Genomic DNA, 14527 nt, shown 5'->3' on the forward strand with positions numbered 1-14527 from the left:
ATGACTAAAACTGCTGAATCGGTATGGGAAAACTGTCTCCTTTTTATAAAGGACAATATTCAGGATCAGGCGTACAAAACCTGGTTCGAACCAATCAAATCCGTTGAGCTGACTGATAATGCTTTATATATTCAAGTTCCTAGTAAATTCTTCTACGAATGGCTCGAAGAGCACTATGTAAAATTATTAAAAGTGGCATTGACGAAAGAGCTTGGCAAAAGTGCAAAGTTACTTTATAAAATCAAAATGGAAAACACTTATGGCAATAAACAACCGTTTACGGAACAATTGCCAAGTGCCCACCGTTCTCCTGTAAAACCGCAGGAAGTTGATGTTCCTTTACACAATAAAAACCCGGAGTTAAAAAACCCATTTATCATTCCCGGAATCCGCAATGTAAAAATTGAGTCCCAGTTAAATGCAAACTATAGCTTCGATAACTTCTTAGAAGGAGATTCCAACCGTTTAGCCCGCTCTGCCGGTATGGCTGTAGCCAACAAACCGGGAGGCACTTCTTTCAATCCCCTACTGATTTTTGGCGGTGTCGGATTAGGAAAAACACACTTAGCACATGCTATTGGTGTGGAAATCAAAGACAAATACCCGGACAAGACCGTATTGTATATTTCTGCCGAAATATTTACACAACAATATATTGAATCCGTAAAACGAAATACACGAAATGACTTTATTCATTTCTATCAGCTAATTGATGTACTGATTATTGATGATGTGCAATTCCTATCCGGAAAAGCCGGTACCCAGGATGTATTTTTCCACATCTTCAATTACCTGCACCAGAACGGAAAACAGGTCATCCTGACTTCCGACAAGGCTCCGGTCGACATGCAGGACATCGAACAGCGCTTGCTTTCCCGTTTCAAATGGGGGCTTTCTGCCGAATTACACCAACCGGATTACGAAACCCGTATTTCCATACTAAAAAACATATTATATCGTGATGGGGTAGAAATCCCGGATGAAATCATCGAATATGTAGCCCGAAATATCAAATCAAACGTACGTGAGCTGGAAGGTGCCATCATCTCCCTGATCGCCCAGTCTTCTTTCAATAAAAAAGAAGTAACAATTGATTTAGCAAAACAGGTAGTAGAAAAATTCGTCAAAAATGTAAAACGTGAAATCTCTATCGATTATATCCAGAAAGTAGTTTCTGATTATTTTCAGCTGGATGTAGACACGTTACAATCCAAAACCCGAAAAAGACACGTCGTACAAGCGAGACAACTGGCTATGTTTTTTGCTAAGAAATTCACCAAGTCGTCTTTGGCCAATATCGGTTCCCAAATTGGAGATCGTGACCATGCCACTGTACTTCATGCCTGCAAAACAGTAGACAATCTGGTTTCTACAGACAAGCAGTTCAAGAAATTCGTGGACGACATTCATAAAAAATTATCACTTTAACAGACCATGCCGGTTAGAATACTCATGGTGTGCCTTGGAAACATCTGTCGATCTCCTTTGGCAGAAGGGATTTTACAGTCCAAACTACCCAGGGAACACTTTATTGTAGATTCTGCCGGAACCGGTAACTGGCACGTAGGCAAGCAACCCGACTCCCGCTCCATCGCTATCGCAAAAAGTAAAGGGCTCGATATCACCCACCAACGAGGACGCCATTTTAACGTGGCGGATTTTGACCGGTACGACCATATCTATGTGATGGATTCCAGCAATTACAGCGATGTCTTACAGCTGGCTCCAAATGCACCAGCCAAAAACAAAGTCAACATGATACTGGACGAGTTATTCCCCAATGAAAATGTTGATGTCCCGGATCCCTATTATGGACTTGAAAATGGCTTTTCTAATGTTTACAATATGCTCGATGAAGCTTGTACACTGATCGCCACGAAGCTATTACAATAGCACAAGTCATAAATTCAAAGAAGTATTTACTACTACACAAAATAGAAAAGCCATCTTTTACAAGATGGCTTTTCAACGAAACAAATATAAAAAAAATCTCCTACTACACTCTTTATCAAGGGCATTACCATGCCTATTAACCCATCAATTCCTATATACTATCTTAACAGCAAGGGAACACCATTGGGAATTGCATTATTTTGACAGACGAGCAATACCAGCACTCCAGACCATATTCGGTTAAAACCTGCCAAAGAATAGGGGATTAATTTACCAAAAGCCGGATCCATAACCGTTAGCCTGTTATCCTCAATTTTATACACTATAATATAGTGTAGGTTATCACCTCTCCACACTTGAGCTACTGCAGGAAGCCGCATTCTGTTTATGGTATGAACGGTGCTTTTCACCTTCTTTCCTTTAAAGCCGACTTTACCAGCCCGCAAGAGCAATTCCGGAATATTCATGTCAATATTTCTGATAGCTTTACTATCACTATTGCATACAATGGTATGATGCAAATTATAATAGCTCCCTAAAGACTCCAAACATGCCGAAATGCAATCTTTTTCTTTATTCTGTTTAACTGTTATTGGCTTCATGCTATTCCTTAAATTGCTACAAAATAATCCTTACCGTTATTTTGACTGCATTATAAACATCTATTATAATTTACTTGTTAAGCCCACCCGACTTTCACAATAATAATCTACAATTCAAAATTCCATTTTTACACAATAGTACACAACAACTTTTGCAGCTTAATTATAACCTGCGCTATATAAACATTAACCAAAGATTATAATTAAAGTTTAAATTGTGTTTTATAGCAGTATTACAAATACACAAAAACGACTACCTCCTTTTTTATCACGCCATAGCGATTAAAAAAGCTTTAAATCACAAAATAGGTAATTCAAAGCCTCATCCCAATTATATGGATATATCCTAAATATAAAACATTAATACAACACTTTAAAAATAATTAGATACTAATTATCATATTTTTTAAAATAAAATTCTATTTTTACAAAAAACATAACTTTTTTTAAGCATGGAAAGGATAACCGAAAAGATCAGGACATTACGCCTTCAACGAGGCTATACCTTAGAGTACATGGGGCAATTACTTCATATTTCGCAGCCCGCTTATTCTAAGTTGGAAAAGAACGAAACCAAACTTAGTGTAGAACGTCTCATTGAAATCGCCCGCGTACTGCATATTCCTGTAATTGAATTATTAGAAGTAGCTGATTTTTCAGAGACACAAGACACGGCAGCAGTTTCTTTTTATGAGAAACCTTATTATGACAACCTCCATATCTCCGGAAAAATAGAAGAACTTTACGAGGCACGGCTAAAAGACAAAGACCTTATGCTGGAACAGCTGAAAAAGATTATTGAGGATTTATCGAAATAGTACTAACTTTACCGCATCCATTAAAAATAAAAAAATGAAAGCCACACCGTTTAAAGGAAAACTTTATTTAATCCCGATCACCTTAGGAGAATCTGACCCTCTGGATGTATTACCCCAAACGGTAAAAAGAGCCATTGATTTTATTGATGATTTTATTGTGGAAAATGAGAAAACAGCCCGAAAATTCATCAAAAGCATCGCTCCGGAAAAACCACAACCCTCACTACGCCTTAGTACATTAAACAAACATACCGAGACTTCGGAACACGAGCAGATGATCAAACCCTGCCTCGAAGGAAAAAATATTGGATTGATGTCTGAAGCTGGCTGCCCTGGCGTTGCCGATCCCGGAGCTGTAATCGTAAAAATCGCACATGAAAGAGGCATACAGGTAGTACCTTTAGTTGGTCCTTCCTCTATATTATTAGCCATGATGGGATCCGGCATGAATGGCCAAAGTTTTGCTTTCAACGGCTATCTTCCGATTGATAAATCTGAAAAAAAACAGGCTTTGAAAACTTTTGAAAAATTATCTTTGGATAAAAACCAGTCCCAGCTTTTCATAGAGACACCGTATCGCAATAATAAGCTCATAGAAGACCTGCTACAGGCCTTACAGCCTTCAACCCTGCTTTGTATTGCCTGCGACCTTACATTGCCCACAGAATACATTAAAACAATGAAAGTTGCTGAATGGAAAAAAACAAAGGTGGACCTACACAACCGTCCTGCCATTTTTATTATCCATAAGACCTAAAAAAAAGCCCCTTACTAAATTCGTAAGGGGCTTTTTTGTATGCTGCGCTAAAATTACAACATGTTCACTTTAGCATTTCGATTGGGAATAATACCAGAAGTATCATAGCCACCAAATTTCTTCATATAGGTTTTTATGGATGTTCCAAAACCATCTTTTTTATGCTTTTTACCATTACTTTTCAGGTAACTCCTTACAGAGTTGGCCCCTAAAAGATGGGCTGAAGCTAAAATACCGGACTCTGTAACTTTTACTCCATTAATGACCTTTCCTTCATAAATATCAATTTCACGCTTTAATTCGTGCTTATTGATCGCTAAAAGAGCTTTAAAAGCCTTCTCCTGTAAAAGAGGCGAATTTAAAAAGAGATTTGCATTTGTAATACCAACTGCTCGTAATGCAGACATTCCGAATTGGTATTTCCCCATATAGCCAAAAGTATTGACTAATTTATACTGTCCTTGTGACTCTTTGTATGCCACGGCCTGCTTAAAGCCGGTATACGTTTTTCCTGTAAAAGGAACAGTCACCTGTTTTGTTTCAATTTCCTCCTTTGAAGGCACGGAGACTTCTAATTTCTCACTCTCCGACACATGAAACCATTCGTTTTTCTCTGCACCAACATTATGAAATCCCAAACTTGAAAAGCCGGTAACTGTCATCAGTCCTGCATAGTAAATCCATTTTTTAATCATATTTCAATTTTCTCATGACGCTGTCCCCCCATGAAATTACTAGGGTGCAAATATAACACAAATATAATGAACCTGAAAATCAGCATGTTAAATTTTTCAGAAAGTCCCTAAGAGACTATTTCTCATTCGATTGCCTCAAAATTCAGACGCCCTTCCACCCCCCCTATATTTTTTTAAAAAAAATACTATTTTTTACAATTTCTTTACTTTACCCCCATCGCTACCATTCAATAATTGCAGTATGGAGATAAAAAAAGCCTTACTGATTTTTAAGTCAGTAAGGCTTTTTTCTGTAAAATAGTAAATAATAATTATCTTTTTACGCCCTGCTTGTTGATCCAGGCGACATATTTTTGCCTGTTCGCTTCATGTTGGGCTGGCGTTACAGCAAATTCATGGTACCCAAAATTGGTTACACTGGCACAGAAATAGATATAATTATGCTGTTCCGGATTTAAAACGGCGTCAATCGCTGTAATATCAGGCATAGCAATTGGACCAGGGGGAAGCCCTGCATATTTATAGGTATTATACGGAGAATCGGTTTCCAGGTCTTTATACAGTACCCTTTTTATTACCTGTTGAAAATCGCCACTATTTTTCTTTACCGCATAAATCACCGTAGGATCTGCTTCGAGTTTCATACCCGATTTCAAACGGTTCAGGTATACCCCGGCCACTCTCGGACGCTCATCTTTTTTTACCGTCTCTTTATGTACTATTGAAGCCAGCGTACTGGCCTGTAAAGGAGTAAGGTTTTGGGCTTCGGCTTTTTGAATACGTTCTGGAGTCCAGAAATTACGGTATTCTTTTGCCATTCTATCCCTGAATTTTTCAGCAGAGGTATTCCAGAAAAATTCATAGGAATTCGGGATGAACATACTCAGTACATTCTCTTCTGTAAATCCGTTTTCCTCCAGAAATTTTTTATCTTTTACCGCATTCAGCAGACTTAAGCTATCGGCTTCAATCTGACTGCCTACGCGGCCTACAAAATCTTCCAGTGTTTCCTGATTATTAAAAGCGAGTTTTACCGGCAGGCTTTGGCGTAAAGAGTTGATGATATCATTGCTGTTCATCCCCTTTTTAAGCAAAAACTTACCTGCTTTCACATTGCTATCATAACTTTTCTTCTTGGCGACCATCATAAAACGATCCATATTCTCCACGTAGGGCGACACTAATTTTTGCACATCCGAAAAAGTAGCATCTGTAGGGACATACACATAGGTTTCCGCTTCCTCAAACTTGGTGTTGGCGGAAAAAATATCCCTATAAATCATATAACCATATACTGATGCCGCAGCAACAATAACGACCAGGGCAATCAGTACAATTTTTTTTAAGTTCAAAGCCAGCTAATTTTAGTTGTTAATATTTATGAGTTGGTATAGAATTTCATCCGTATAGCCGGTTGCAACCCGGTTCCATTGTTTTTTAATTCCAATTTTTTCGAATCCAAAATTAGTAAAAAGCTTTATACTAATTTCATTCTCACTGCTGATATTTGCAAATAATTGATGTAAATTTAAATGGCTGAAGGCATACTGAACCAACAACCCTAAAGCCTGGCTTCCAATCCCCTGATTCCGGTCTTCCCCTTTTTGGATAACAATACCAATTCCCGCCCGTTGGTTTCTTGGATCATACTCAAAAAGATCAATCAACCCTATGGCCTTAAAACTATTATTTTCACAAATGGCCAGCCGTAATTGCCTGGCTTCATAAATATCCTGTTGCGCATTTTCCAGGTATTGCTTAATCAGGAACCTGCTGTAGGGTGTTTGCGTGTTGCTTACTTCCCAAACGGCCTCATCATTTTCTATTGCATATACAAATTCGAGATCTTCCGGCTCCAATGCACGTAGGTAGATTGTCTTTCCCTGTAAGGTTATCATAATTAAATCGTAATGGTTCCTTCGAAAACAAATTTCGCAGGTCCTTTTAAGAACACCTGCGTAAAAGTCGTTCCATCCTGTTCGAAAGCGACTTCCAAAGTCCCACCCGGAGTTTCAAGCTGGACAAGATTTGCATCGGTTTTCCCGGTAGCTTTCATTGCAATAGCCACTGCAGTTACGCCTGTTCCACAGGAAAAAGTTTCATCCTCTACACCTCTCTCATAAGTACGAACAGCAAAAATGGCATCGCCTATCTGATTCACGAAGTTAATATTACTTCCAGCTGCACCATATAATGCACCATACCGAATCGAAGCACCGTATCCTTTTACATCCAATCCCTCAAGATCATCTACTATTTCAACATGGTGAGGAGAACCCGTATTTAAAAAAACATGCCCTTCATAATGGTCCACAGCCGTTACGTCTTTCATTTGCAACGACACAATTCCTGTTCCACTTACGGTAGCATGATGCATTCCGTCCACTGCCTCAAAAGAAGCCTCATTTTCTATGACACCCAATTGTTTTGCAAAAGCAACCAAACACCTGCCGCCATTACCACACATACTGCTTTCATTACCGTCAGAATTGAAATATACCATCCTGAAATTTTCCGTGGGATGGTTTTCAAGTAAAATCAATCCATCTGCACCAATTCCAAATCGTCTGTCACAAAGGTGTTCAATAATCCTGCTCTCCTTTGGAAATGACAGATTCCGGTTATCGATCATAACGAAATCATTCCCTGTTCCCTGATATTTATAAAATGTAATATGCATCTTTTTTATATTTAAAATAATCGCCCTGGCCTACAAAGCTTCAGCCCAGCACTGTTACTAACAAATGCTGTTCTACGTAGCACTAACTTACATTACTGTAGCGAACAATAGTACAAAAGTACAAATATTAATGCTTCGTTAATCATTGTTAATCGTTCGTTAAACTGATTTTTACAGGACAAATATTTATATAATTTTACTGTTAATTATTTAAATTATCATACACACCATGAAAAGATTTTCGAGTTTATTCTTAGTAGCACTGTTAAGTGGCGCTACTACTTTGGGAGCTTATAAACTATTATTTGATGAAAATGCGGTCTTTTCAGACACTTCTAAATCAATGGTCACTACTGCTTCCGGCAACTATACCAGAACTGTAGGACTTTCACCTGAAACACTGGATTTTACCGATGCAGCAGACAAAGCGGTACATTCTGTCGTACACATTAAAAACCTTTCCTATGTCACCCGTTCGAATCCTATGATGGAGTTTTTTTACGGCTATAAGGGCGGGCAGCCACAAGCACAGGTTGGAACTGGATCCGGAGTAATTATTTCTGCCGATGGGTATATCGTAACCAACAACCATGTGATCAATAATGCTTCAGAAATTGAAGTTACCCTGAATAATAAAAAAACCTATAAAGCGGAATTGATCGGAACGGACTCCAAAATGGACATTGCCCTACTTAAAATCCATACTAATGATAAATTGCCCTATAGCACTTTTGGGGATTCAGATGCTATCAGGGTAGGCGAATGGGTTTTAGCTGTTGGCAATCCCTACAACCTTACCTCTACTGTAACTGCCGGAATTGTTTCTGCAAAAGCACGAAATTTAGGCTCTCAAGCCAATGACATGCAATCTTTCATCCAGACTGATGCGGCTGTAAATCCCGGAAACAGTGGTGGTGCATTAGTCAATACCCGTGGGGAACTGATAGGGATCAATACTATGATTTCATCCATGACAGGTTCCTATGTCGGCTATTCTTTTGCTGTACCGTCCAATATCACCAAAAAAATAATCGATGATATATTGGAATTTGGCAATGTACAACGCGGCATCCTTGGTGTTGAAGGCGGAGAGCTCAACGATAAAGCATCCAAAGAATTAGGAATCTCAGCCACACAAGGCTTTTTTGTAAATAAGGTCACCCCAAAATCAGGGGCTGCAATTGCAGGCATCAAAAAAGGAGACATTATCACCAAATTGGATAATACCGCTATTTATTCCTATGCAGATATTGCTGCATTCCTAAACACTAAACGTCCGGAAGATGTCGTGCGCGTCACTTATATCCGCGATGAAAAAACGTTGGTAACTCCAGTTACATTAACGAAAAATGAATTTTTAGCTTATGATTACAACGGATTACAATTGGAAAATCTGGACAGCAGCGAGAAGAAACGATTCAACCTGAATTATGGTGTCAAAATAAAAGAAACTACAAATCCAAGTTTTGAAGAACTGGCAGGTAAAATCATTCTTACAATAGACAATCAAAAAGTAAAAGATATCGAAATGGTTTCGGCTATACTAAGCCGCAAACAGGAAAATTCTCTTACAAAAATAGAATTACTTAATCCTAACGGTCAAATCGAGCGCTATATATTCAGGTAAAAGAAACTAAATCCCCCGTCAATGAAGCCAGTTGTAACGACTGGCTTTTTTTTATAGAAAATTTTTACAAAAAAGCTTTACGAAAACGTTTGAAATCTATATTTTTGCAGCAAATTTAAAAAAAGCAACACACACACCTTTTTACTTTTACTATGAACAATAACGTTTTGTACGAAAAAGAACTTTCATTTCAGGCTGATCGACGCCGGGCAGGAGTGGAATTTATTAAGATCATAAGTGACTTATGGTATGATAAATCGATCGAATTGGTTTTTTTCAGAAACCAACTGATTGACCGCAATGTAAGTGACATTATCAATCTTCATGAATATGCAGGGGAATTTGTAGGAAAACCAATTTCCGTATTTGATTCTGTTGAAATTGCGCAAGCAATTATGGCCCTGGACCTGCCACAATCAAAACTTGACATTGGTAAATTAACGTACGAATACCATCTCCAGGATGACAAGTACAATGATGCTACTGCTTTTGTAATCGACAAACTTCGAAATGCAAAAGATTTTAAGCACAATAAGCCGAAAGATGTTATCCTGTATGGCTTTGGAAGAATCGGTCGCCTTTTGGCCCGTGAACTGATGTCCAAAACAGGAAAAGGAACGCAAATGCGCCTTCGTGCCATCGTCACCCGGGACAAAAATGACGCTATAAATTTAGAAAAACGCGCTTCGCTATTGCGCTATGATTCTGTACATGGTGATTTCCATGGTTCTGTGCATGCAGATCCTGAAAATAACGCACTGAATATTAATGGCACTACTGTGCACATGATTACAGCGGGTAGCCCGGAAGAAATCGACTATACTTTATATGGTATTGAAGATGCCCTGGTTATAGACAATACCGGTGCTTTTACAAACGAAGAAGCGCTGAGCCGTCATCTGGTTTCCAAAGGTGTAGACAAAGTTTTATTAACCGCACCCGGAAAAGGAATCCCAAATATTGTTTACGGTGTAAACCACAATGAATACAATCCTGATAAAGTATCTATTTTTTCTGCTGCATCCTGTACTACCAATGCTATCACTCCCATCCTGAAAGCGATCGAAGATACATTGGGTGTTGTTAAAGGACACCTAGAAACGATTCATTCCTATACCAACGACCAGAATCTGGTAGATAACATGCACAGCAAATACCGTCGCGGAAGAGCAGCTGCATTAAACATGGTCATTACCGAGACCGGAGCCGGAGCTGCTGTTGCCAAAGCACTACCCGTATTGGCCGGAAAATTAACATCCAATGCGATCCGTGTACCTGTGCCGAATGGCTCCCTTGCTGTCTTAAATCTCGAAGTATCACAAAATACCTCGATCGAAGAGATCAACAATATCATGAAACGCTATGCCCTGGAAGGCGAATTGGTAGAACAGATTAAATATTCCCTTAACAACGAACTGGTATCTTCCGATATTATCGGTACATCAGCTCCCTCAATCTATGACAGTAACGCAACTATTGTTTCCCCGGACGGGAAGAATATTGTTTTATACATATGGTATGATAACGAATACGGATACAGCCATCAGGTAATACGCCTGGCACGCTATATTTCTAAAGTACGTCGTTACTCTTACTATTAGCAGGCACTAAGGCACTTTTTGACATTAAGATGCTTAGTTTTTTGATTTAAAGTTAAAAGTCCGCTCCAAAAGAGCGGACTTTTGTATTTATAAACCCATCCTGAGATTATTGCCCATAAAAAAACTCCCTGTCTGCACAGGGAGTTTTTTGATATGTATCACACATTCTACTTATGCATTTCCAGCAGCAGCAATTAAATTCAAAGCAGAGCCTGCTTTAAACCAACCGATCTGTCCTTCATTATAAGTATGGTTTGCCAGAATAACATCTTTGCTACCATCTTTGTGCTGTAATTCAATTGTTAATGGTTTGCCTGGTGCAAAATCAACAAGATCTACAAAGTTAAAGCTATCATCTTCCTGAATCAGATCGTAATCTGCTTCATTTGCAAAAGTCAATCCTAAAAGACCTTGTTTTTTAAGGTTGGTTTCGTGGATACGCGCAAAAGATTTTACCAAAACTGCTTTAACTCCTAAAAAGCGAGGCTCCATAGCAGCATGCTCACGGGAAGAACCTTCACCATAGTTATGATCGCCCACAACTACTGTTGGCATACCTGCAGCTTTATATTCTCTTTGTACACCTGGAACAGTACCATATTCACCAGTCAATTGATTTTTTACCAAGTTTGATTTTTGGTTAAAAGCATTGATTGCACCGATAAGCATATTATTGGAGATATTATCCAAATGCCCTCTGAAACGCAACCATGGTCCAGCCATAGAGATGTGATCCGTAGTACATTTTCCAAAAGCTTTGATCAGTAACTTAGCTCCGGTAATATTTTTACCATCCCATGGGTCAAAAGGCTCCAACAACTGTAAACGCTCTGAAGTAGGACTTACCACAACCTGAACTCCGGTACCATCTTCTGATGGCGCCTGGAAACCAGCATCTTCAGCAGCAAAACCTCTTGGCGGAAGCTCATTTCCTGTTGGCTCGTCCAATTTAACTTCTATGCCATCCTCATTAATCAAGGTATCTGTAAGTGGATTGAAGCTCAAGTCTCCGGCAATAGCCAAAGCAGTTACCAATTCCGGCGATCCAACGAATGCCAATGTATTAGGGTTACCATCGGCACGTTTGGAGAAGTTTCTGTTGAAAGAGTGAACGATTGTATTACGTTCTTCTTTTTCAGCACCTTCTCTGTCCCACATTCCAATACATGGCCCACAAGCATTAGCAAATACTGTAGCACCAATTTTGTCGAACGTTTCAATAAATCCGTCACGCTCGATTGTATAGCGTACCAACTCAGAACCAGGAGTAATGGTGAACTGAGATTTTGTTTTTAAATTTTTATCCGCTACCTGCTTCGCTAACGAAGCTGCTCTTGAGATATCTTCATAAGAAGAGTTCGTACAAGAACCAATTAAACCTACCTCAATTTTCAAAGGCCAGTTATTTTTAAGTGCTTCTTCTTTCATTTTTGAAATTGGAGTAGCCAAATCCGGTGTAAAAGGACCGTTTAAGTAAGGCTCCAATTCAGAAAGATTGATTTCGATTACTTCGTCAAAATATTTCTCTGGATCAGCGTATACTTCATCATCACCTGTCAGGTATTTTGCAATTTCATTTGCAGCATCAGCCACATCTCCTCTATCTGTAGAACGCAGGTAACGATCCATAGATTCATCATAACCAAAAGTTGAAGTTGTAGCTCCAATTTCAGCTCCCATGTTACAGATTGTACCTTTACCAGTACAAGACATTGCGCGTGCGCCTTCACCAAAATATTCTACTACTGCTCCAGTTCCACCTTTTACAGTAAGAATTCCGGCAACTTTAAGGATAACATCTTTTGGGGCAGTCCATCCGGATAATTTTCCAGTCAGCTTGATCCCGATTAATTTAGGAAATTTAAGCTCCCATGCCATTCCGGACATTACATCCACTGCATCAGCACCACCAACTCCGATGGCAAGCATTCCTAAACCACCTGCATTTACGGTATGAGAATCGGTTCCGATCATCATTCCTCCAGGGAAAGCATAGTTTTCCAATACTACCTGGTGAATAATTCCCGCTCCAGGTTTCCAAAATCCAATTCCATATTTATCCGATACTGAAGAAAGGAAATCAAATACTTCATTACTTTGCGTTTTTGCTCTGGCCAAATCGGTCTTTGCATCTACTTTTGCCTGGATCAGGTGATCACAATGTACCGTAGTAGGTACTGCAACTTTACTTTTTCCTGCGTGCATGAACTGGAGTAAAGCCATTTGAGCCGTAGCATCCTGACAAGCTACCCTGTCCGGAGCGAAATCAACATAATCTTTTCCTCGTGTAAAAGCCTGAGAAGCTGATCCTTCCCAAAGGTGGGAATATAAAATCTTTTCAGTCAGTGTCAACGGACGCCCTACAAGTTCACGTGCTTTATCTACACGCTCTGTCATAGATGCATACGCCTTCTTAATCATTTCAATATCAAAAGCCATAATGTTAACTTTTTTATTTAATTTTTTTGTTATATTTCGTGTGCTGCAAATTTAAGCATTTCAGCTGTAATTTGAACTATTTTTAGTAAAAGAGCGAATTCAGGGCGTTATTATTGTTAAAAAATGATTTTGAATGATTATTATTAAAAAATATTTGAATTATATCTAAAATATTGCATAATCCTTAATTTAAAATCCATTTTTTATTAAATTCGGAATTTAGCGTTTACAAAAAAAGGCCCTTATAACTAAGAACCTTTCTAAATAATGGACTTACTATTTCAACAGCCTGAAACAGGAGCCAAAATTATGAATTTCTGAAATAAAACGAGTTTAATTATGTGATTGCTATTTTAAGCTACAACGCCTGTTAATCCTCAAATATCAGAACAATTTCTCAATGATTTTCTCTTCTGAAATCCCTTCGGCTTCGGCTTTATAATTTTTTATAATACGGTGTCGTAAAATACCAATAGCTACTGCCTGAACATCTTCAATATCAGGGGAAAACTTACCATTAAATGCAGCATGTGCTTTTGCAGCCAATATTAGGTTCTGTGAGGCTCTTGGCCCTGCTCCCCAATCTAGGTAATTGCGTACAAATTCATTGGACAGTGGATTGTCGGGACGCGTTTTACTCACCAAAGTTACTGCATATTCAATTACATTATCGGCAACTGGGATTTTACGAATCAACTGCTGGTATCCAATAATTTCTTCTGAAGTAAACAAAGGGTCCACTGTCACATCCGAAACTGAAGTAGTGCTTTTAACCACCTGAACTTCTTCTGCAAAAGAGGGATAATCCAATTTTATTGCAAACATAAAACGGTCCAACTGGGCTTCCGGAAGCGGATAAGTCCCTTCCTGCTCAATTGGATTTTGTGTCGCTAATACGAAATAAGGCAATGCTAATTTATAGTGGTGCCCAGCTATAGTCACTGCCCTTTCCTGCATCGCTTCCAATAAAGCAGCCTGTGTTTTGGGCGGTGTACGGTTGATCTCATCGGCGAGGATAATATTCGAAAATATAGGCCCTTTGATGAATTTAAACTGTCGGTTTTCATCCAGGATCTCACTTCCCAAAATATCGGAAGGCATTAAATCCGGTGTAAACTGGATACGTTTAAAATCAAGCCCTAGTGCCTGAGAGATCGTATTCACCATCAACGTTTTTGCCAATCCGGGAACACCAACCAAAAGCGCATGCCCTCCGGAAAAAATACTGAGTAAAATCTGGTTGACGACATCGTCCTGACCTACAATTATTTTTGCAATTTCCCTTTTAAGCTCTTTTTGCTTTTGAACCAGATTCTGAATAGCAGCTACGTCTGACATATTTTAATGTTTGTTTACAAGTACAATTATAAAGAACTTTTTCCAATAAAAGAGTAGTGCTTCCTAAAAAAGAAGCA

Annotated in this window: 13 protein-coding genes; 6 read left to right on the top strand and 7 right to left on the bottom strand. The window is 38.9% G+C overall.

The genetic code is table 11. The features are described from left to right. Positions 1–1428 (top strand): chromosomal replication initiator protein DnaA, encoded by a 1428-nt coding sequence (dnaA, locus tag FK004_RS00005; protein WP_108735398.1) that lies wholly within the window; start codon positions 1–3, stop codon positions 1426–1428. Between the two features lie 6 nt (positions 1429–1434). Continuing rightward, complete coding sequence (locus FK004_RS00010) at positions 1435–1893, top strand: low molecular weight protein-tyrosine-phosphatase (RefSeq protein WP_108735399.1); 459 nt, start codon at positions 1435–1437, stop codon at positions 1891–1893. A 158-nt stretch (positions 1894–2051) separates the two neighbouring features. Here FK004_RS00010 and FK004_RS00015 read toward each other — a convergent pair whose 3' ends face one another. Continuing rightward, positions 2052–2495 (bottom strand): cysteine peptidase family C39 domain-containing protein, encoded by a 444-nt coding sequence (locus FK004_RS00015; RefSeq protein WP_108735400.1) that lies wholly within the window; start codon positions 2493–2495, stop codon positions 2052–2054. Positions 2496–2947: 452 nt separating this feature from the next. On the opposite strand from FK004_RS00015, the gene FK004_RS00020 reads away from it, so the two are divergent. Next, positions 2948–3313 (top strand): helix-turn-helix domain-containing protein, encoded by a 366-nt coding sequence (locus FK004_RS00020; RefSeq protein ID WP_108735401.1) that lies wholly within the window; start codon positions 2948–2950, stop codon positions 3311–3313. A gap of 34 nt (positions 3314–3347) precedes the next feature. Continuing rightward, positions 3348–4070, top strand: a complete 723-nt coding sequence (locus FK004_RS00025) for an SAM-dependent methyltransferase (RefSeq protein WP_108735402.1) — start codon at positions 3348–3350, stop codon at positions 4068–4070. Between the two features lie 53 nt (positions 4071–4123). On the opposite strand, the gene FK004_RS00030 is transcribed toward FK004_RS00025, so the two are convergent. From FK004_RS00030 to dapF, 4 genes are all read right to left on the bottom strand, one after another. Then, positions 4124–4765: a peptidoglycan-binding protein LysM gene (locus FK004_RS00030; RefSeq protein WP_108735403.1), complete on the bottom strand. Its 642-nt coding sequence runs from the start codon at positions 4763–4765 to the stop codon at positions 4124–4126. A gap of 311 nt (positions 4766–5076) precedes the next feature. After that, positions 5077–6117: an endolytic transglycosylase MltG gene (gene mltG / locus FK004_RS00035; protein WP_108735404.1), complete on the bottom strand. Its 1041-nt coding sequence runs from the start codon at positions 6115–6117 to the stop codon at positions 5077–5079. Between the two features lie 12 nt (positions 6118–6129). Next, positions 6130–6663, bottom strand: coding sequence for a GNAT family N-acetyltransferase (locus tag FK004_RS00040; RefSeq protein ID WP_108735405.1), 534 nt, complete (start codon positions 6661–6663; stop codon positions 6130–6132). A 2-nt stretch (positions 6664–6665) separates the two neighbouring features. Beyond that, the gene (gene dapF, locus FK004_RS00045; RefSeq protein WP_108735406.1) at positions 6666–7445 is read right to left on the bottom strand and encodes a diaminopimelate epimerase; all 780 of its coding nucleotides are present in this window, start codon (positions 7443–7445) and stop codon (positions 6666–6668) included. Between the two features lie 229 nt (positions 7446–7674). Here dapF and FK004_RS00050 point away from each other — a divergent pair, with 229 nt between their 5' ends. Together FK004_RS00050 and FK004_RS00055 are read left to right on the top strand one after the other, a co-directional pair. Then, the gene (locus tag FK004_RS00050; protein WP_108735407.1) at positions 7675–9072 is read left to right on the top strand and encodes a trypsin-like peptidase domain-containing protein; all 1398 of its coding nucleotides are present in this window, start codon (positions 7675–7677) and stop codon (positions 9070–9072) included. Between the two features lie 152 nt (positions 9073–9224). Further along, positions 9225–10673, top strand: a complete 1449-nt coding sequence (locus FK004_RS00055; protein ID WP_108735408.1) for a glyceraldehyde-3-phosphate dehydrogenase — start codon at positions 9225–9227, stop codon at positions 10671–10673. A gap of 171 nt (positions 10674–10844) precedes the next feature. Here the strand turns inward: FK004_RS00055 and FK004_RS00060 are convergent, their stop codons facing one another. Together FK004_RS00060 and FK004_RS00065 are read right to left on the bottom strand one after the other, a co-directional pair. Then, entirely contained in the window at positions 10845–13112 is a 2268-nt protein-coding gene (locus FK004_RS00060; protein WP_108735409.1) for an aconitate hydratase, read from the bottom strand. Between the two features lie 384 nt (positions 13113–13496). Then, a complete protein-coding gene (locus tag FK004_RS00065) occupies positions 13497–14450 on the bottom strand; it encodes an AAA family ATPase (RefSeq protein ID WP_108735410.1) in 954 nt (317 codons plus the stop codon). Between the last annotated feature and the right edge of the window lie 77 nt (positions 14451–14527).

Source organism: Flavobacterium kingsejongi (assembly GCF_003076475.1).
Lineage (GTDB): Bacteria > Bacteroidota > Bacteroidia > Flavobacteriales > Flavobacteriaceae > Flavobacterium > Flavobacterium kingsejongi.

Excerpts from the sequence above, each read along its gene's own strand:
- dnaA (WP_108735398.1), top strand. The coding sequence starts at position 1 with ATGACTAAAACTGCTGAATCGGTATGGGAAAACTGTCTCCTTTTTATA.
- FK004_RS00010 (WP_108735399.1), top strand. The coding sequence starts at position 1,435 with ATGCCGGTTAGAATACTCATGGTGTGCCTTGGAAACATCTGTCGATCT.
- FK004_RS00015 (WP_108735400.1), bottom strand. The coding sequence starts at position 2,495 with ATGAAGCCAATAACAGTTAAACAGAATAAAGAAAAAGATTGCATTTCG.
- FK004_RS00020 (WP_108735401.1), top strand. The coding sequence starts at position 2,948 with ATGGAAAGGATAACCGAAAAGATCAGGACATTACGCCTTCAACGAGGC.
- FK004_RS00025 (WP_108735402.1), top strand. The coding sequence starts at position 3,348 with ATGAAAGCCACACCGTTTAAAGGAAAACTTTATTTAATCCCGATCACC.
- FK004_RS00030 (WP_108735403.1), bottom strand. The coding sequence starts at position 4,765 with ATGATTAAAAAATGGATTTACTATGCAGGACTGATGACAGTTACCGGC.
- FK004_RS00040 (WP_108735405.1), bottom strand. The coding sequence starts at position 6,663 with ATGATAACCTTACAGGGAAAGACAATCTACCTACGTGCATTGGAGCCG.
- dapF (WP_108735406.1), bottom strand. The coding sequence starts at position 7,445 with ATGCATATTACATTTTATAAATATCAGGGAACAGGGAATGATTTCGTT.
- FK004_RS00050 (WP_108735407.1), top strand. The coding sequence starts at position 7,675 with ATGAAAAGATTTTCGAGTTTATTCTTAGTAGCACTGTTAAGTGGCGCT.
- FK004_RS00055 (WP_108735408.1), top strand. The coding sequence starts at position 9,225 with ATGAACAATAACGTTTTGTACGAAAAAGAACTTTCATTTCAGGCTGAT.
- FK004_RS00060 (WP_108735409.1), bottom strand. The coding sequence starts at position 13,112 with ATGGCTTTTGATATTGAAATGATTAAGAAGGCGTATGCATCTATGACA.
- FK004_RS00065 (WP_108735410.1), bottom strand. The coding sequence starts at position 14,450 with ATGTCAGACGTAGCTGCTATTCAGAATCTGGTTCAAAAGCAAAAAGAG.